This window comes from Acidovorax sp. sif0632, assembly GCF_019218805.1.
Classification (GTDB): Bacteria; Pseudomonadota; Gammaproteobacteria; order Burkholderiales; family Burkholderiaceae_C; genus Acidovorax; species Acidovorax facilis.
Genome location: NZ_JAHUWW010000007.1, coordinates 31,102 through 49,274, shown reverse-complemented (window position 1 = coordinate 49,274; position 18,173 = coordinate 31,102). Strand labels below are relative to the sequence as shown.

The following is an 18,173-nucleotide window of genomic DNA, read 5'->3' as shown; positions in this document are numbered from 1 at the left end:
CGTCGTCACGCAATCCCCAGCCCGCGCCCCGGCTTTGGCCCGCCGCCTACGATGTCCTGACCATGCACGCAAGCGACCTGATCGTCCACCGCTCCGAAGGCCTGTATTGCCCGCAGGGCAATTTCTACATCGACCCCTGGCGGCCGGTGGAGCGGGCCGTGATCACGCATGCCCATTCAGACCACGCACGCATGGGCTCGGCGCACTACCTGGCGCACCACGACAGCGCGGGCACGCTGCGCAACCGGCTGGGGGCGGACATCGCACTGCAGACGCTGGCCTACGGCGAGGCCATCGACCACCATGGCGTGCGCGTGTCGCTGCACCCGGCCGGGCATGTGCTGGGCTCGGCCCAGGTGCGCGTCGAACATGGCAGCCAGGTGTGGGTGGCCTCGGGCGACTACAAGCTCGAAGACGACGGCACCTGCCCGCCGTTCGAGCCGGTGCGCTGCCACACCTTCATCACCGAATCGACCTTCGGCCTGCCGATCTACCGATGGCCGTCGCAGCCCGCGCTGTTTGCCGACATTAATGCCTGGTGGGCGGCGAACGCAGCGGCGGGCAAGGCCAGCGTGCTGTATGCGTATGCCTTCGGCAAGACGCAGCGGCTGCTGCATGGGGTGGACGCCAGCATCGGGCCCATCGTGGTGCATGGCGCGGTGGAGCCGCTCAACGCCGTGTACCGCGCGGCGGGAGTGGACCTGCCGCCCACGCTGCGCGTGACGGACACGGGCCTCACCAAGGCCGACCTGAAACGCGCGCTGGTGCTGGCGCCGCCCTCGGCCGCTGGCACCCCTTGGCTCAAGCGCTTTGGTGATTTTTCTGACGCGTTTGCCAGCGGCTGGATGCTGGTGCGCGGCGCACGCCGACGCCGGGGCGTGGACCGGGGCTTTGTGATGAGCGACCACGCCGACTGGCCCAGCTTGCAAAAAGCCATTGGCGCCACGGGCGCGGAGCGCGTCATCGTGACGCACGGCAGCACGGCCGTGATGGTGCGCTGGCTGCGCGAGCAGGGGCTGGACGCCCAGGTGTTCGCCACCGAATACGGCGCCGATGACAACGAGGACGATGCAGGGGCTGCGCCCGAGCCAAGCAGCGAACCCGCACCCAAGGCGAAGGCATGAAGGCCTTTGCCCAGCTATTCCAGGCGCTCGACGCCACCACCGCACAGTCGGCCAAGCTCGCGGCGCTGGTGGCCTACCTGCGCGTGGTGCCGCCTGCCGATGCGGCCTGGGCCACCTACTTTCTCGCAGGCGGCAAACCCCGCCAGATGGTGCCGACCAAGCGCCTGAAGGCGCTGGCGCAAGAGGCTGCGGGCCTGCCCGAGTGGCTGTTTGAAGAAAGCTACCAGGCCGTGGGCGACCTGGCCGAAACGCTGGCGCTGCTGCTGCCCCCGCCCGCCCAGCCCACCGAACTGACACTGGCCGAATGGATGGCCCAGCTGCTGCCCCTGCGCGCCCTGCCGCAGGGTGACGCCGATACCCGTCTGCGCACGCAATGGAACATGCTGGCGCCCGAGCAGCGCTTTGTGTACTTCAAGCTCATCACCGGCAACTTCCGCGTAGGAGTGTCGCGCCTGCAGGTGACGCAAGCGCTGGCCACGGTGAGCGCGCTGGACCCCAAGCGCATCGCGCACCGGCTGATGGGCTACACGCAGATCGGCCGGCAGCCCCAGGCCAGCGACTACCAGGCGCTGATCGCGCCGGTGGACGACGATGCCAGTACGCAGGATGCTGCCGATGCAGGCCAGCCCTACCCGTTCTTCCTGGCCCACCCGTTCAACCAGCCCGTGGCCGAGATGCCCGCACTGCTGGGCACGCCAGGTGACTGGCTGGTGGAATGGAAGTGGGACGGCATCCGCGCGCAGATCGTGCGCCGGGGCGGTGCGGTGTGGATCTGGTCACGCGGCGAAGAGCTGGTGACCGACCGCTTCCCCGAACTGGCCGAGGCCGCGATGGAGCAGCTCCCTGACGGCACAGTGGTCGATGGCGAGATCCTGGTGTGGCTGCCGGGCGAGCCCCAGCCCCGCCCCTTTGCCGACCTGCAAAAGCGCCTGGGTCGCAAGACGCTGACCCCCAAGCTGCTGCGCGAGCTGCCTGTGGCGCTGGTGGCCTACGACCTGCTCGAACACGCCGGGCAGGACCTGCGCCAAGAGCCGCAACAGGCCCGCCGCACGCTGCTGGAGGCCACGCTGCAGCCGCCCAATGACACCGCCATCGCCCCCCCGCCCCACAAGGCCCTGCGCCTGAGCGAGTTGCTGCATGGCGCCGACTGGCAAGACCTGGCACGCCAGCGCGAGGCCGCGCGCAGCATGGGCACCGAGGGCTTCATGCTCAAGCACCGCAGCGCGCAGTACGGCGTGGGCCGCACCAAGGATGTGGGCGTGTGGTGGAAGTGGAAGATCGACCCCATGAGCGTGGACGCGGTGCTCATCTACGCCCAGCGCGGCCACGGCCGCCGCGCAAGCCTCTACACCGACTACACCTTTGCCGTGTGGACCGGGCCGCAGGACGACCCGGACCGGCAACTGGTGCCTTTTGCCAAGGCCTATTCGGGCCTGACGGACGCCGAGATTGCGCAGGTGGATGCCATCATCCGCAAGACCACGCGCGAGAGCTTCGGGCCTGTGCGCAGCGTGGACGCGACGCTGGTGTTTGAGCTGGGCTTCGAAGGCATTGCGCGCAGCCCACGCCACAAGAGCGGCATTGCGGTGCGCTTTCCGCGCATGCTGCGCTGGCGGCAAGACAAACCCGTGGCCGAGGCCGATACCTTGCAAACGCTGATGGCACTGCTGCCTGGGCAGGACGCGGCCGCATGAGCACGACACGCCGCCCGCGCAAGCCCCTTCCCCCGGTGGCACCGAGTGCCGCAGCCGCCTGGATGGCGGCGCGCGGGTGGCAGCCCTTCGGCTTCCAGCAAGACGTGTGGCGCGCGATGGGCGAGGGCCGCTCGGGCCTGCTGCACGCCACCACGGGCGCGGGTAAGACCTATGCGGTGTGGCTGGGCGCGCTGCGGCATCTGGTGCGGGCCGGTACTGCACCGGCGACTGAAGAAGCCCCCACCGCCCGCACCGCCTTGCGCACGCGCCGCGCTGCGGCACCACCGCTCACCGTGCTGTGGATCACGCCCATGCGTGCACTCGCTGCCGATTCGCTGCGCGCCCTGCAGGCACCGCTGCCCGAACTGGCCCCCACCTGGACCAGCGGCCTGCGCACCGGCGACACCGCCAGCGGCGAACGCGCCGCGCAAGACCGCCGTCTGCCCACGCTGCTGGTGACCACGCCCGAAAGCGTGTCGCTGCTGCTGGCCCGCGCCGATGCGCGTGAGCGCCTGGCCAGCGTGCGCCTGGTGGTGGTGGACGAATGGCACGAACTGGTGGGCAACAAGCGCGGCGTGCAGGTGCAACTGGCGCTGGCGCGCCTGTCGGGCTGGAACCCGGCGCTGCAGGTGTGGGGTATGTCGGCCACGCTGGGCAACCTGGAGGAGGCCCTGCACACCTTGCTGCCCCAGCCCTTGCCCAGCACGGCGGAAGCGCCACAGCCACCGCCCGCCGTGCTGGTGCAAGGCCGCATCGACAAGCGGCTGGAGGTGCAGGTGATGCTGCCCGCGCGTGCCGACCGCTTTGCGTGGGCGGGCCACATGGGGCTGAGCCTGCTGCCGCAGGTGGTGCGGTCGATCGAAGCGGCAGCGTCCACCTTGGTGTTCACCAACACCCGGTCTCAGGCGGAGCGCTGGTACCAGGCGCTGCTGGAGGCACGGCCCGACTGGGCCGGCACCATCGCACTGCACCATGGGTCGCTGGGGCATGAGGTGCGCGACTGGGTGGAGCGAGGCCTGAAGGCCGGGCAGCTCAAGGCCGTGGTTTGCACCTCCAGCCTGGACCTGGGCGTGGACTTTTTGCCGGTGGAGCAGGTGCTGCAAATCGGTTCGGCCAAGGGCGTGGCGCGGCTGGTGCAGCGTGCAGGCCGCTCGGGCCATGCGCCGGGGCGCAGCTCCAGCATCACGCTGGTGCCCACGCACAGCCTGGAGCTGGTGGAGGCAGCCGCTGCGCGCCACGCACTGGCGCAGGGCCGCATTGAAGACCGGCACACGCCGCGTGCGCCGCTTGACGTGCTGGTGCAGCACCTAGTCACCGTGGCGCTCGGCGGCGGCTTTGTGCCCGACGCGCTGCTGGCCGAGGTGCGCCGCGCACCCGCCTACGCGGCCTTGGCCGACAACGACTGGCAGTGGGCGCTGCAGTTCGTGCGCCAGGGCGGCGCATCGCTGGCCACCTACCCGGACTTTCACCGCGTGGTGCCCGACGACGAGGGTATCTGGCGCGTGCCCGATGCGCGCCTGGCGCGCCGCCACCGCAGCAACATCGGCACCATCGTGAGTGATGCCAGCATGCAGGTGCAGTTTGTGAGCGGCGGGCGCCTGGGGTCGGTGGAAGAGAGCTTCATCGCCCGGTTGCGCAAGGGCGATGTGTTCATGTTCGCGGGCCGCCTGCTGGAGCTGGTGCGCACTCAGCAGATGACGGCCTATGTGCGCATCGCCCCCAAGGGCAGCGCTGCGCTACCGCGCTGGAGCGGCGGGCGCATGCCGCTGTCGAACACGCTGGCCGATGCGATGCTGGAACAGCTGGCGCAGGCGGAGCGCGGCAAGTTCACCACGCCCGAGATGCGCTGCGCCCAGCCACTGCTGGAGCTGCAGCAGGCCTGGTCGGCCCTGCCCACACCCAGTCGCCTGGTGGCCGAGACCCTGCACACGCGCGAGGGCTGGCACCTGTACCTGTACCCACTGGCAGGCCGCCTGGTGCACCTGGGCCTGGCCGGGCTGCTGGGCTGGCGCGCGTCGCAGCAGGTGCCCAACACCTTCTCCATCGCGGTCAATGACTACGGGCTGGAGCTGCTGTCGGCCAAGCCCGTGGACTGGCCCGCGCTACTGCCGCGCCTGATCGGCGAAGGCACGTACACCACCATCGGTAGCGGGCTCGAAGATGAAGTGCTGGCCAGCCTGAACGCCACCGAAATGGCGCGCAGGCGCTTTCGCGAGATCGCGCGCATTGCGGGCCTGATCTTCCAGAGCCACCCCGGCGAGCAGCGCAGCAGCCGCCAGCTGCAGGCCTCGTCGTCGCTCTATTACGACGTGTTTGCGCAGTACGACCCCGACAACCTGCTGCTGGCCCAGGCCCGTGCCGAGCTGCTGGCGAACGAGCTGGACATGGAGCGACTGGCCCGAACGCTGCGCGGCATGCAGGCGCAGACCCTGTCCATCCATGCCCTCACGCGCCCCACCCCGTTTGCCCTGCCGCTGATGGTGGAGCGCTTTCGCGAGCGCCTGAGCACCGAGACCCTGGCCGACCGGCTGGCGCGCATGGTGCAAGCGCTGGAGCAGGCGGCCGACGCCACCACGGGCACCCACCTGGCGCAGCACCCTGTGCAATCCACGGACATGGCGTGGGACCTCCCTGAAGGCTCCGCGACCTCGGCACGGCGCACGCGCCGAGACCCGGCCGGGGACAGCCCTCGTCGCGCCCGCAGACGCCACGGATTCTGAGCACCATGACCTCGCTGGCCACCCCCACGCACACCATCGGTGCGCACGCCATCACCCTGCCCTGCGGCACCGCGCTGCAGCTGCTGCCCCAGCGCGCCCTGTGGTGGCCCGCTGCCCGCATGGTGCTGGTGGCGGATGTGCATTTCGGCAAGGCAGCCACCTTCCGCCGCGCGGGCCAGCCGGTGCCGCATGGCACCACGGCCGACAACCTGGCGCGGCTGGATGCGGTGCTCGCTGCCACCGGCGCCGACCATCTGGTGTTTCTGGGCGACTTTCTGCACGCACGCAGCGGCGCGGCCGATGCGCTGTGGCAGCAGTTGCTGCCCTGGCGCCAGCGCCATGCCCGTGTGGCGATGACCCTGGTGCGCGGCAACCACGACCTGCATGCGGGCGACCCACCGGCCACGCTGGCTCTGGCGCTGGTCAACGAGCCCTGGTTGCCTTGCGCCCATGTGCCGGTGCTGGCCTGCCACCACCCGCAGGCCGTTGGGGGCCACACGGTGGTTGCCGGGCACCTGCACCCCACGCTGCGGTTGCGCGGCCCGGCGCGGGATGCGCTGCGGGCGCCGTGCTTTGGGTGGGGCGATGGACAGTTGATCCTGCCCGCCTTCGGGGCCTTCACCGGCACGGCGCCCGAAGCCCTGCCCGCGCACTGGGCGCAGTTTGCCGTCCTGCCTGGCCGCGTGGTGACTGTTCCAGGGGGCCTTTCATAGGGTGTACAGGGGGTGGCGCGCTGCCGCCAACGCGGTCAAACTGCAGAGCGCCGCAGGGTGATTACCACCTATTTGGTGAAAAAAAGTGCCCCGGGCTTATGATAATTTTGCATTGTGAGATTCGATTGCAAAAACAGCGGGCGGTGACAGCCCCGAGCAAGGAGAATCAGAGAGCATCCGCGTTTGGCCCCGCTGCGACGCAGCCGGGGGCACCTACCTACTCTGTTTCGTGAGACAAGCCATGACGACCCAGCAACCGACCATCATCTACACCCTGACCGACGAAGCACCCCGTCTGGCCACGGCCTCCTTCCTGCCCATCGTCCGCACGTTCGCGGCGCCCGCAGGCATCAATGTGACGGAGAGCGACATCTCCGTGGCCGCCCGCGTGCTGGGCGAGTTTCCCGAGTTTTTGAAGGAAGACCAGCGCGCTCCCAACACCCTGGCCGAGCTGGGCAAGAAAACGCTGCAGCCCGACGCCAACATCATCAAGCTGCCCAACATCAGTGCGTCCGTCTCGCAGCTCAAGGCCGCCATCGCCGAGCTGCAGGCCAAGGGCTACGCCCTGCCCGACTACCCGGACCAGCCCAAGGACGACAAGGAAAAAGAGATCAAGGCCCGCTACGGCAAGTGCATCGGCTCGGCCGTGAACCCCGTGCTGCGCGAAGGCAACTCCGACCGCCGCGCGCCCAAGGCCGTGAAGGAATACGCACGCAAGAACCCGCACAGCATGGCCGAGTGGAGCCAGGCATCGCGTTCGCACGTCTCGCACATGCACGCTGGCGACTTCTACCACGGCGAAAAGTCCATGACGCTGGACCGCGCCCGTGACGTGAAGATGGAGTTGATCACCAAGAGCGGCAAGGCCATCATCCTCAAGCCCAAGGTCAGCCTGCTCGACCGCGAAGTGATCGACAGCATGTTCATGAGCAAGAAGGCGCTGCTGGAGTTCTACGAAAAGGAAATCGAAGACGCGCGCAAGACCGGCGTGATGTTCTCGCTGCACGTGAAGGCCACGATGATGAAGGTGTCGCACCCCATCGTGTTCGGCCACTGCGTGAAGATCTTCTACAAGGATGCGTTCGAGAAACACGCCAAGACCTTTGAAGAACTCGGCGTGAACGTGAACAACGGCATGGTCGATCTGTACACCAAGATCGAGACGCTGCCACAAAGCCAGCGCGACGAGATCAAGCGCGACCTGCACGCCTGCCACGAGCACCGCCCCGAGCTGGCCATGGTGGATTCGGCCAAGGGCATCACCAACTTCCACTCGCCCAACGACATCATCGTGGACGCCTCCATGCCCGCGATGATCCGCAACGGCGGCAAGATGTGGGACGCCAACGGCCGCCTGAAGGATGTGAAGGCCGTGATGCCTGAATCGACCTTCGCCCGCATCTACCAGGAGATCATCAACTTCTGCAAGTGGCACGGCGCGTTCGACCCCAAGACCATGGGCACCGTGCCCAACGTGGGCCTGATGGCCCAGCAGGCCGAGGAATACGGCAGCCACGACAAGACCTTCGAGATCGCTGAAGACGGCGTGGCCAACATCACCGACCTGGCCACCGGCGAAGTGCTGCTGAGCCAGAACGTGGAAGCTGGCGACATCTGGCGCATGTGCCAGGTCAAGGACGCCGCGATCCGCGACTGGGTGAAGCTGGCCGTCAACCGCGCCCGCAACTCCGGCATGCCCGTGGTGTTCTGGCTCGACTCGTACCGCCCGCACGAAAAGGAACTCATCACCAAGGTGAAGATGTACCTGCACGAGCACAACACCGTCGGCCTCGATATCCAGATCATGAGCCAAGTGCGTGCGATGCGCTACACGCTGGAGCGCGTGATCCGTGGCCTGGACACCATCAGCGCCACCGGCAACATCCTGCGCGACTACCTCACCGACCTGTTCCCCATCATGGAACTGGGCACCTCGGCCAAGATGCTGTCCATCGTGCCACTGATGGCCGGTGGCGGCATGTACGAAACGGGCGCGGGCGGCTCGGCCCCCAAGCATGTGCAGCAGCTGGTGGAAGAAAACCACCTGCGCTGGGATTCGCTGGGTGAGTTCCTGGCGCTGGCCGTGTCGCTGGAAGACCTGGGCCTAAAGACCGGCAACGGCAAGGCCAAGGTGCTGGCCCAGACGCTGGACGCCGCCACGGGCAAGCTGCTGGACAACAACAAGAACCCCAGCCCCAAGACCGGCCAGTTGGACAACCGTGGCAGCCAGTTCTACCTGGCGCTGTACTGGGCGCAGGAACTGGCCGCACAGACCGAAGACGCCGAGCTGGCCGCCAAGTTTGCGCCCCTGGCCAAGCAGTTGACCGACAACGAGCAGACCATCGTGGCCGAGCTGGCGGCCGTGCAGGGCGCACCTGCCGACATCGGCGGCTACTACCTGCCCGACGTGGCCAAGCTGGACGCCGTGATGCGCCCCAGCGCCACGCTGAACAAGGCGCTTGCCTCCGTCAAGTAAGCAGAGGCGGCGGGGCGGCCCCGGCCGGGGCTGCACCCGGTGTGAGAAGACAGGTGCTCTGACTGTGATTTTTTGGAGATATTGGCACCTGGCGCTTATCTAGAAAGCGCGATAAGCTATGAATTTTGTAGCACATTGACACAAGGCCCCGCTGTTCCAGCGGGGCCTTTGTTTTTTGCGCTGGCGGCTGGTTTACGGCCGCTCGCGCTCAGCCACCCGGCTGGCCAGCGGCGCAGGCACATAGCCAGGCAGGAAGGCGCAGCCCTTGCCAAAGGGGGTCTCCATGCCTGCGCACTGCCGCGCAATGCCCTCGGGCGTGGGCTTGTCGCCCGTGTCCACCCAGCGCAGCAGCGCCGCCAAAAGCGTGGGGTAGGTCGGGTCGCTCAGGTAGCTGTGGGTGTTGTGCTGGGTGAAGGTCTGCACCAGGCGCGCCGCGCTGCCGCCCTGCGCCATGGTGGCCTTGAAGGCTGCATCCAGCTCGACGAAGGCGGTGGGGTCGTCCACGCCTTTCACGGTGAGCACAGGCACGGGAATGCGGCCGGTCAGGTCCGTGTCCTGCGCGAAGCGGGTCACGGCCGCAGGGTCGGCACGGTAGCGCAGCACGGCCGCGTCCAGGGCGGCATCGTCTGGCGAGCCCCGGTACAACACCCCCTGGTTGCCAAACGGACTCGCGCCGCCCGTACGGTGCTGCACCACGTCACGGAAGTGGAACGTGGCCCAGTTCATATGGCCCTGGATGGAATTCGCAGGGATGCGGATCACATCCACGATAGTCTGCACCTTGCGTTGCTGCTCGGGCGTGCGCTCGGCAGCGGGCTTGTTCAGGGCCAGGCATTCGTTCAGGCGCGCTGACAGGTCCGCCTGCGTCATCGCAGCGTCGGCAGGCAGGCCGATATTCAGCGCGTACTGCGCCTCGGTGGGCCGGGGGTGGTTGTTGCACAGGTACTGGTAGACCACGCGCAGGTCGGTGCGGAAGTCGTACGAGCGCGTGCCGCCTGCCAGCACGCCGCTGGTGAGCAGCACGGCGTCGTAAGGGCGCCTGCCATTGGCGGTGGTCTGGAACATCTCGGCCCCCTTGGCTGCCACGCTGGCGCCCCAGGACTGGCCGTGCAGCACCGTGCGCTGCGGCTGCGCTACGTGCTGCACAAAGATCTGCCGCAGGCGCTCGGTGTCCTCGGCCGCTGCGCGCACCTCCACGCCGCCCTGGCGGAAGGTGCTGCCCGCCCAGGCGTAGCCCGCACGGACCATGATGGACCAGCGCGTGAGGTCTTCGACCGACCGCTCCATCCTGGGCGCACCCAGCGCGGGGCCCCCGTGGGCATGCAGCACAAGGTGGCCGTTCCATTGCTGCGGCATGGCGATCAGGTAATACGCACCCGCCGAATCCTGGCCCGACAGGCAGCGGGCGATGGGTGCCAGGTCCTTGGGGCAGGCCGCAGCCACGGGGGCGGCCTCGGCCTTGGCAGAGACCGCGCTGGCCGCTGGTGCACTGCTGGGCGCCATGGGCGCACAGGCGGCCACCGCAAGGCACGCCAGGCCCAGCAGGGCCAGGCGGGGCAGAGGCAAATGGGGTTGCGGGGCAGTCATGGTGGATGTGTCTCCTTGAGGATTCTTATGGGCCGTTTCAAACCGGATGCCGCTGCATCGTAGAAACCGGCTTTCAATACGTCAAATAGGCAAAAATGCCCTAGGCGATACGATGTACATATGAACATCCTGCCATCTGCACCCGACCTCTGACATGGACATCCGCCAGTTGCGCTACTTTCTCGCGGTGGCCGAAGCCGGGCACATGACCCGCGCGGCAGAGCTGCTGGGCATGGCCCAGCCACCGCTCAGCCAGCAGATCAAGGCCCTTGAAAACACGGTGGGCCTGGTGCTGTTCAAGCGCCACGCCAAGGGCGTCACCCTGACCGAGGCCGGGCACGCCTTGCAGGCCGATGCCGCCCGACTGGTGCATGACTTCGACGCACTGCAAAGCCGCATGCAGCTGCTGGCCGAGGGCAAGACCGGCCGGCTCGTGATTGCCTTCACCAGCTCGGCCGCCGCCCATGAATTCACCCCGTTTGCCCTGCGGGAGTGCCGCGCCCGCCACCCCGGTCTGGTGCTGGAGATTGGCGAGAACAACGCCGCCGAGATCACCGAGGCCGTGGCCGATGGCCGCCTGCACTGCGGCCTGCTGCGCGTACCCGTGGCGAGGCCTGCGGGCCTGGTGTTCGATACGCTGCAGCACGAGCCCGCCATGGTGGCCCTGCCCATCGACCACCCGCTGGCACAACGCCAGCGGCGCGGCAAGCCGCTGCCCATCCAGATTGCCGACCTGGAGGGCGAGCCCATGATCCTGGTGCGCCGCCCGGGCGCGCCCGGCCTGTATGCCAACCTGCTGGCGCTGTGTGCCGAGCAGGGCGTGCGCCCCCGCGTGGTGGCCGAGGTGGCGCGCATGCTGACCAACCTCAACCTGGTGGCTGCGGGCACGGGCATTTCCGTGGTGCCTTCATCGATGCTGGGCGTGCACCGCCACGCCATTGCCTACCGGCCGTTGGTGGATGGCGGGCGGCTGAATGTGCCCCTGACGCTGGTCTATCGCGCCGAGGACAACGTGGGCCCGACAGCGACCTTCACCCGCTTGCTCCAGACGCTGGCGGGCGAAAAGCATCCGGCGGTCACCACGGAGCACCCACAAAAAAAGGCTGCCCGGTAGTCCACCCGGCAGCCTTCATCAGTATCAGCGTAGCCCCTGCTCTGGAGCCGCCACCGATCACATTGCGCAGCTCAGTTGTTGCCCAGCGCAAACCCCTCCCGGCGGGGATCGGCGCCGCCGGCATAGGTGCCCGCACTTGGGTTGCGCGACAGCAGGCCCGCATTGCCGTTGGACCGCACACCGTTGAACACCGCTCCATGCAGGCCGCTGGTGAAGGAGTCGGTCTGCGCCACGGTGTGGCCACGCGCCTTGAGTCCGTCGCGGATGGCAGCGGTGTCGATGAGCGAGCCCTTTTCGATGGACGTGGTGGCGTTGGTCTGCGCACCGAAGTTCGGCAGGTTGATGGCCTGCTGGACGTTCAGGCCCCAGTCCGTCATGCCCAGGATGGTCTTGGCGGTGTACTGGATGATGGCGCTGCCTCCTGGCGAGCCGACCACACCTTCCAGGTCGCCCGTGGCGGCGTTGAAGATGATGGTGGGTGCCATGGAACTGCGGGGGCGCTTACCGGCCTGCACGCTGTTGGCAATGGGGTTGCCTGCCGCGTCGGTGGCCGTGAACGAGAAGTCGGTGAGCTGGTTGTTCAGCAAGAAGCCGCGCACCATCTGCAGGCTGCCGAAGCCGTTCTCGATGGTGGTGGTCATGGACACGGCGTTGCCCGCGTTGTCGATGATGGACATGTGCGTGGTCGATGGCAGGGCCAGTGAGCTGTCCTTGCCCGTGGCGCCCGTGACACCAGGCGGGATGCCGGCCACCGGCACGCCCATGCTCTTTTGCAGGCTGATGAGCTTGGCGCGCTCCTTGAGGTAGTCGGCATTGATCAGCCCGGCCTGGGGCACGTTGACGAAGTCAGGGTCGGCCACATACAGCGCGCGGTCGGCATAGGCCAGGCGGTAGGCCTCGGACACCACGTGCACGGAGTCGAGCGTGTTGGGCTTCATGGTCGCCAGGTCAAAGCCCTGCAGCAGGCCCAGCGTCTGCAGCACCGCGATGCCGCCCGAGCTGGGCGCGGGCATGCCACACACGCGGTACTGCACGCGGTAGACGCCGCACACGGGCTCGCGCACCTTGTGGGTGTAATCACTCAGGTCATCGAGCGCGAGCTTGCCGGGGTTGGTGGGATGGCTGACCACCTTGGCCACGATGTCCTTGGCGATGTCCCCCTTGTAGAACGCATCGGCACCGCCCGCTGCAATGGCCTTGAGCGTGGCTGCAAATTCAGGGTTCTTGAGCAGCGTGCCCGCCGCCTTGGCGGTGCCGTCGGCGTTGAGGAAATAGCTGGATCCGGGCTCGCCCTGGGCCTTGATGCGCGCGGCCGACCCGGCAATGGACACACTCATGCGCTGCGAGATCGCAAAGCCGTCTTCGCTGAGCTTGATGGCAGGCTCGAACAGGTCCTTCCACGGCAGCTTGCCGTGGGCCTTGTGCGCGGCTTCGAGCATGCGCAGTACGCCCGGCGTGCCGACCGACAGGCCGCCGTCCACCGCCGCCAGAAACGCCAGCGGCTTGCCATCGGCGCCGATGAACAGGTTGGGCGTGGCGGCCTTGGGCGCGGTCTCGCGGCCGTCGTAGGCCAGCAGCTTGTTGGCGCCCTTGTCGTAGTGCAGCATGAAGGCGCCACCGCCAATGCCCGACGACTGCGGCTCCACCAGGTTCAGCACCATCTGCACGGCAATGGCGGCATCTGTGGCCGTGCCGCCCTTGGCCAGGATGTCCACACCTGCCTTCACCGCCAGCGGGTTGGCCGCCGCCACCATGTCCTTGTTGGCATAGCTGATGGTTTTGGGCGTGTAGCCCGAGGGCGGCTCGGGCGGCACGTACTGCTCGGTGGGCTCAGGCGTGGCCACCGGGGTGGTGGGGCCGTCACTGCCGCCACAGGCGGCCAGCACGGCCAATGCGGCAATGCTCAGTCCCAGGGCGTAGGGGTTGCGTCGAAAAACAGAAAGCGACATGGATGAAATCCTTGAAAAAAGGGCGACGGGAGGGGCCAGGAACGGCGTGCCATGGGCAAACAGCGCACCACGCACCGGGTGGATGCACGGTGCGAAATTACGGGGACTTGACGCAGATTCCGTGCCAACGATGCCTTGACAGTATGTAACGACAGCCCTGAAAAAACTTTGCTTTTATGCCCTGATTAACGCCCAATAAGGGAAACGATTTCTCACATATCCCTTGAAACAGAATCTGGATTCCATTGACCGCCAGCTGCTGGCGATGCTGCAACACAACGCCGAGACGCCGCTGGCCGAGCTGGCCGAGGCCGTGCACCTGTCCAACACGCCCTGCTGGCGGCGCATTCAGTGGTTGCGCGAGAAGGGCTACATCACCCGCCATGTCGCCCTGGTGGACCCGCGCAAGGTGAATGTGGGTGTGACGGTGTTCGTGGCCGTGAAGACCAACCAGCACCACCAGCAATGGTTTGACACCCTGCGGGATGCCGTGATGGGCATCCCCGAGATCGTCGAGTTCTACCGCATGAGCGGGGATGTGGATTACCTGTTGCGCGTGGTGGTGCCCGACATCCGCGCCTACGATTCGGTCTACAAGCGGCTCACGCAGGCCGTGGCGCTGTCAGACGTGAGTTCGAGCTTTGCGATGGAAGAAATCAAGTTCACCACGGCGCTGCCGCTGAACTATGCGCAGTAGCGGCCACCGAGGTGACCGTCTGCGCACAGGCACTGATCAGTACTTGCCCATGTAGTCGCGTTTGCCCAGCTCCACACCGTTGTGCCGCGCAATGGCATAGGTCGCGTTCACGTGGAAGAAGAACTGCGGCAGACCGTAGTGCAGCAGGTAGTGCTCGCCGACGAACTGTTTTTCGCGCGGCGTGCCGGGCTGGATGGTGATCTGGCGCGTGGCGGCATCGGCAAACGCAGCCTCTGGCAGGCCTTCGACAAACGTGAGCACGGTGTCGATGCGTTCATTCAGGTCGGCGAAACCGGGACGCTCGGCGTCGGGGAAGGACGGCACCTCCACCCCGGCCAGGCGCGCCGCCACGCCCTTGGCAAAGTCGCAGGCAATCAGCACCTGGCGCGCCATGGGGAACATGTCGGGGAACAGCCGGGCCTGCAGCAGGGCATCCGGCTCGATCTTGCGCGCCGTGGCATGGGCCTCGGTCTTGGCCAGCACGTCTTTCAGGGAGCCCAGCATCTGGCGAAAGACGGGGATGCTGGCGTTGTAGATGGGGTGGGTCATGGGGTGTCCTGGAAATGGTGTGAGGCAGCAGCAGGGGCCACTTGTTGCCCCATCGCCGGGCCGCATTGCAACACACCCCACCCAGGCTTGCAGCTGAAAGGTCAAGCAGGCCGCGACTGGGCCAGTGCAATGGCCGCCTGGATCGCTGCGCGGGCCTGGGGGCTGTTCTTCCAGCAGGTGGAGCCCACCATGGCCGAGGCCGTGGAAACAATGTCCAGGGCATTGGCCTTGCCCAGATGCGCCAGCGATTCAAAGCCCATCTGTTCAAGCCGAGCGACGACGGTCGGCCCCACGCCCTTCACGTTGAGCAAGGCGCGGCGTTCTTCAAGGGGAAATGGCATGGCAGGAGTATGCGGGAGCCTAAGAGTTGTCGGACTGAGAGATCGTCGGCTGCAAATCGACCGCGACGATATTTAACGTCCACCCCCGCCCCTGCGCCTCATCGCCAGCACTCCGAAAGCCACCGCCACACCAAAAACCACGTGCACCACCAGGCTCGGCAGCACCACGGCCAGCCCCAGGCTCCAGGGCAATGGATCACCAAAGTAGATCGGGAGCGCCAGCGAGTTGACGGTTGCGTAATAAAGTGCACCGTAGACAGCACCCACACCCAGCGCCCCGCCTGTGACCATACGGTGCAGTGGCAACACTACCAGGGGAAGGGCAGACACCCAGCCTAGAACCAGGTGTTGAACGAATAGCGTGACGGGCCCGGGCTGCGCAAGGTACAGGGCCGCAAACTTGGGGCCGTAGTGCCCGACGCGCATCTCCAGCAGCCGAAAGAGCCAGCCCGCCGGCATCATGGCCAGCGCAGCGAAGGTGCCCGCCGCGATGGATTCCAAAGCAATCTTGCGCATGGGTGTGTACGAACAGGGCAATGAAGGGTTGGTGACCAAAAGCAGCAAGCTCCGTTGCGGCCAAGCCCCGGCTGGGGCTACCGGCGCGGGGCGCGCGTTCAGCCTGGCATTAGAACGCGTTCGACCTGTCTCTCGACAGCCTCGCCAGCGCGGCGGGAGTGCCCGTAGCTGCCCCAGCGTCCTTCAGACCGCCGTCGCCAGGGGCCTGGCAGCCCGTGCCGCAACCCCCACCCCCACCAGCGCCGCCGACACCACACTCAGCGCCAGCGTGAAGGCCGAGCCGTAGAAGATGCCTGAGGTCATGCCGTGGTCCAGCATGGCGCCAAACACCGGGGCGGCCAGGCAAAAGCCCAGGTCCAGACCCGAATACACGGTACCGTACACACGGCCCGTGGCGCCCGGGGGCGCAGCGCGCTTGATCAGCATGTCGCGCGAAGGGCCGGCCAGGCCTGTGCCAAGGCCAGCCACCGAAGCCACCACCACGGCAGCCATGGCGGGCAGGAGCCCCAGGCCCACCACCACCAGCAGCGCGGCCGAGCCGAGCAGGCACACCGAGATGATCTTCTCCAGCCGCTGCACACGCCCCACCAGGAAGCCGCCGATCAACATGCCCACCGCGCCGCACAGCATGTAGCCGGTGACCACCATGGCCGTGATGCTGAGCGGCAGACCGTACATGGACTGCAGCGCGGGGCTGGCGAAGCTCTGGATGGCACTCAGGGCGCAGGTGCTCCAGAAGAAGAACGAGAAACACAGCCACACCGAGGGCAGCTTGAGGAAGGCCATGGGGTGCTCGGGCTTGGCAGCCCCTGCCCCGCCCTTGGCCTGGTGCGCCCAGGCGCCCTGGCGGTCGTCCAGCGCATCGCGGTTCCAGACCATGATGGCCAGCACCACCAGGGCGAACAGGCCCCCGCACAGGCAGGCCGTGCGCCACGAGCCCGTGGCCGTGGCAATGCCCGCCATGAACACCGGCGCCGTGGCCCAGCCCAGGTTACCGCTGATGCCGTGCACCGAAAAGCCATGCCCCAGGCGCTGGGGCGACACGCGCTTATTGAGGATGGTGAAGTCCACCGGGTGGAACGGCGCATTGCCCAGCCCGGCCAGCGCGGCCGCCAGCAACAGGCCCCAGTAGCCCTGCGCGGTGCCCGCCGCCAGGCCCGCCGCCGCAAAACTCGACAGCGCAAAAAACATCACCGGCCGCGCGCCCACGCGGTCCACGATGAAGCCCGACAGCGCCTGGCCCACGCCCGAGATCACAAAAAACACCGACACCAGCAGGCCGAGCTCGGAATAGCTGAAGCCAAACTCGCCGATCAGCCACGGGAACAGCGGCGGCAGCAGCATGTGGAAGAAATGCGAGCTGCCATGGGCCAGGCCAACGAGGCCGATGGTGCGGGCGTCCTGCCGCAAGGGCACGGGGTTGGCGGTGGCGCCAGAGGATGAAGCGGTCATGGGCTTGATCTTAGGCACGCAGGCTTCGGCAGGTTTACGATAGGCGGCCAACTTCTATCGCAAACATGCCAAACCCCGCCGCCGCACCCGCCCCATCCCCCGAGCCGGTGGTGGAGCACTTTGCCGCCCAGGTCGTCCCCCGTCCAAAGGCCGGGAGCTCGCGCGGAGCGGGGCGCGGGCTGTCGTACGTGGGCTCGCTCACGCCCGAGCTGTTTGTGCCCACCACCGCCCGCCCGGTGCGCGCCAAGCTGCGCTGGCTGGCCGCCGACACCCAGGTGATGCCCCACAGCCACCCCTGGGCTCAGGTTGCGATCTCCACCACGGGCGTGATCCGGCTCACGGTGAACCACGGCACCTACATCGTTCCGCCGTCGCGCGCGCTCTGGATTCCACCCGGCGTGGAACATGCCGTGACCATGGTGGAAGACGCCGACCTGCGCACGCTGTACTTCCACCAGCCGCGCGGCCGGTGCGGGCCCGGCGCCCTCGGCGGCGATGGCGCCGGCCCCAGTCATCGCGGCGATGGCCCGGGCGCCAGTCATCGCGGCGAAGACGATTCGGCCGCCTGGCGCCAGTGCCGCGTACTGGAGGTGTCCGACCTGCTGCGCTCGCTGGTGCGCGAGATGCCCACCACGCCCGACGGCGGCCCCGCTCTCACGCCCGCCCAGCGGCTGCGCGAGCAGCACCTGAGCGCCCTCATCCGCGATGAACTGGCCCGCGCCGCCGCCGTGAAGCTGGGCGTGGACCTGCCCCAGGACAAGCGCCTGCGCCACCTGTGCGAGGCCGTGCTGGCCGACCCCACGCGCCATGAAACACTGGCCGACTGGGCGCAGGACACCGGCGCCAGCCCGCGCACCGTGGCGCGGCTGTTCCGTTCCGAACTGGGCAGCACCTTCACCCAGTGGCGCCAGCAGGTCATCCTGGCCAAGGCCGTGTCGCTGGCTGCCGGGCGCATGCCCATGGGCCAGATCGCCGCCGAGCTGGGCTACAGCCCCAGTGCGTTCAGCGCGATGGTGCGCAAGTCGGTGGGGCAGCCACCGGGGCGGTTTCTGGGGCAGCAACACCCGGCGCCTGTGCAATAGAGGCTGTGCGAGGCTGCACCACCGGCCTACACACGCGTGAAAGGGCTCAAAACGGCGCGCTCCTGACGCGCCAACGGCGTCTTGTCCTTCGAACTTTTCGCTGCCCGCCTACGTTTGGAAACATGTGTTGCACCCACAGTGAGTTCATCCCTAGCACCA

14 protein-coding genes are annotated in these 18,173 nt (G+C 67.5%); 8 read left to right on the top strand and 6 right to left on the bottom strand.

Annotated features, from left to right (window positions below; translation table 11 throughout):
- Positions 1-62 precede the first annotated feature (62 nt).
- From KW832_RS20050 to KW832_RS20030, 5 genes are all read left to right on the top strand, one after another.
- On the top strand, positions 63-1,124 hold the full coding sequence (locus KW832_RS20050) for a ligase-associated DNA damage response exonuclease (protein ID WP_218301370.1): 1,062 nt from the start codon (positions 63-65) through the stop codon (positions 1,122-1,124).
- Positions 1,121-2,818, top strand: coding sequence for an ATP-dependent DNA ligase (locus KW832_RS20045; RefSeq protein WP_218301371.1), 1,698 nt, complete (start codon positions 1,121-1,123; stop codon positions 2,816-2,818). The genes KW832_RS20050 and KW832_RS20045 overlap by 4 nt, the downstream gene beginning before the upstream one ends.
- Entirely contained in the window at positions 2,815-5,538 is a 2,724-nt protein-coding gene (locus tag KW832_RS20040) for a ligase-associated DNA damage response DEXH box helicase (protein ID WP_218301372.1), read from the top strand. The genes KW832_RS20045 and KW832_RS20040 overlap by 4 nt, the downstream gene beginning before the upstream one ends.
- A gap of 5 nt (positions 5,539-5,543) precedes the next feature.
- Positions 5,544-6,251, top strand: coding sequence for a ligase-associated DNA damage response endonuclease PdeM (gene pdeM / locus KW832_RS20035; protein ID WP_121507996.1), 708 nt, complete (start codon positions 5,544-5,546; stop codon positions 6,249-6,251).
- Between the two features lie 241 nt (positions 6,252-6,492).
- Positions 6,493-8,727 (top strand): NADP-dependent isocitrate dehydrogenase, encoded by a 2,235-nt coding sequence (locus KW832_RS20030; RefSeq protein WP_055395789.1) that lies wholly within the window; start codon positions 6,493-6,495, stop codon positions 8,725-8,727.
- A 192-nt stretch (positions 8,728-8,919) separates the two neighbouring features.
- Here KW832_RS20030 and KW832_RS20025 read toward each other — a convergent pair whose 3' ends face one another.
- Positions 8,920-10,314: a hypothetical protein gene (locus tag KW832_RS20025; RefSeq protein WP_218301373.1), complete on the bottom strand. Its 1,395-nt coding sequence runs from the start codon at positions 10,312-10,314 to the stop codon at positions 8,920-8,922.
- Positions 10,315-10,468: 154 nt separating this feature from the next.
- On the opposite strand from KW832_RS20025, the gene KW832_RS20020 reads away from it, so the two are divergent.
- Positions 10,469-11,428 carry a LysR family transcriptional regulator gene (locus KW832_RS20020; RefSeq protein ID WP_218301374.1) on the top strand — a complete coding sequence of 320 codons (960 nt, stop codon included), beginning with the start codon at positions 10,469-10,471 and terminating at the stop codon, positions 11,426-11,428.
- Positions 11,429-11,499: 71 nt separating this feature from the next.
- Here the strand turns inward: KW832_RS20020 and ggt are convergent, their stop codons facing one another.
- Complete coding sequence (gene ggt, locus KW832_RS20015; protein WP_218301375.1) at positions 11,500-13,377, bottom strand: gamma-glutamyltransferase; 1,878 nt, start codon at positions 13,375-13,377, stop codon at positions 11,500-11,502.
- Positions 13,378-13,612: 235 nt separating this feature from the next.
- Here ggt and KW832_RS20010 point away from each other — a divergent pair, with 235 nt between their 5' ends.
- Positions 13,613-14,074, top strand: a complete 462-nt coding sequence (locus KW832_RS20010; protein ID WP_055395804.1) for an Lrp/AsnC family transcriptional regulator — start codon at positions 13,613-13,615, stop codon at positions 14,072-14,074.
- A 36-nt stretch (positions 14,075-14,110) separates the two neighbouring features.
- Here KW832_RS20010 and KW832_RS20005 read toward each other — a convergent pair whose 3' ends face one another.
- The 4 genes from KW832_RS20005 to KW832_RS19990 all read right to left on the bottom strand — a co-directional run bounded on the left by KW832_RS20005 (position 14,111) and on the right by KW832_RS19990 (position 16,932).
- Positions 14,111-14,623: a DUF1993 family protein gene (locus KW832_RS20005; RefSeq protein WP_055395783.1), complete on the bottom strand. Its 513-nt coding sequence runs from the start codon at positions 14,621-14,623 to the stop codon at positions 14,111-14,113.
- Positions 14,624-14,724: 101 nt separating this feature from the next.
- Positions 14,725-14,964 carry a hypothetical protein gene (locus tag KW832_RS20000; RefSeq protein WP_055395781.1) on the bottom strand — a complete coding sequence of 80 codons (240 nt, stop codon included), beginning with the start codon at positions 14,962-14,964 and terminating at the stop codon, positions 14,725-14,727.
- Positions 14,965-15,036: 72 nt separating this feature from the next.
- Positions 15,037-15,480: a hypothetical protein gene (locus KW832_RS19995; protein WP_218301376.1), complete on the bottom strand. Its 444-nt coding sequence runs from the start codon at positions 15,478-15,480 to the stop codon at positions 15,037-15,039.
- Between the two features lie 183 nt (positions 15,481-15,663).
- The gene (locus KW832_RS19990) at positions 15,664-16,932 is read right to left on the bottom strand and encodes an MFS transporter (protein WP_121422976.1); all 1,269 of its coding nucleotides are present in this window, start codon (positions 16,930-16,932) and stop codon (positions 15,664-15,666) included.
- A 65-nt stretch (positions 16,933-16,997) separates the two neighbouring features.
- Here KW832_RS19990 and KW832_RS19985 point away from each other — a divergent pair, with 65 nt between their 5' ends.
- A complete protein-coding gene (locus KW832_RS19985) occupies positions 16,998-18,014 on the top strand; it encodes a helix-turn-helix domain-containing protein (RefSeq protein ID WP_218301377.1) in 1,017 nt (338 codons plus the stop codon).
- Positions 18,015-18,173: the final 159 nt, after the last annotated feature.

Excerpts from the sequence above, each read along its gene's own strand:
- KW832_RS20050 (WP_218301370.1), top strand. The coding sequence starts at position 63 with ATGCACGCAAGCGACCTGATCGTCCACCGCTCCGAAGGCCTGTATTGC.
- KW832_RS20045 (WP_218301371.1), top strand. The coding sequence starts at position 1,121 with ATGAAGGCCTTTGCCCAGCTATTCCAGGCGCTCGACGCCACCACCGCA.
- KW832_RS20040 (WP_218301372.1), top strand. The coding sequence starts at position 2,815 with ATGAGCACGACACGCCGCCCGCGCAAGCCCCTTCCCCCGGTGGCACCG.
- pdeM (WP_121507996.1), top strand. The coding sequence starts at position 5,544 with ATGACCTCGCTGGCCACCCCCACGCACACCATCGGTGCGCACGCCATC.
- KW832_RS20030 (WP_055395789.1), top strand. The coding sequence starts at position 6,493 with ATGACGACCCAGCAACCGACCATCATCTACACCCTGACCGACGAAGCA.
- KW832_RS20025 (WP_218301373.1), bottom strand. The coding sequence starts at position 10,314 with ATGACTGCCCCGCAACCCCATTTGCCTCTGCCCCGCCTGGCCCTGCTG.
- KW832_RS20020 (WP_218301374.1), top strand. The coding sequence starts at position 10,469 with ATGGACATCCGCCAGTTGCGCTACTTTCTCGCGGTGGCCGAAGCCGGG.
- ggt (WP_218301375.1), bottom strand. The coding sequence starts at position 13,377 with ATGTCGCTTTCTGTTTTTCGACGCAACCCCTACGCCCTGGGACTGAGC.
- KW832_RS20005 (WP_055395783.1), bottom strand. The coding sequence starts at position 14,623 with ATGACCCACCCCATCTACAACGCCAGCATCCCCGTCTTTCGCCAGATG.
- KW832_RS20000 (WP_055395781.1), bottom strand. The coding sequence starts at position 14,964 with ATGCCATTTCCCCTTGAAGAACGCCGCGCCTTGCTCAACGTGAAGGGC.
- KW832_RS19995 (WP_218301376.1), bottom strand. The coding sequence starts at position 15,480 with ATGCGCAAGATTGCTTTGGAATCCATCGCGGCGGGCACCTTCGCTGCG.
- KW832_RS19990 (WP_121422976.1), bottom strand. The coding sequence starts at position 16,932 with ATGACCGCTTCATCCTCTGGCGCCACCGCCAACCCCGTGCCCTTGCGG.
- KW832_RS19985 (WP_218301377.1), top strand. The coding sequence starts at position 16,998 with ATGCCAAACCCCGCCGCCGCACCCGCCCCATCCCCCGAGCCGGTGGTG.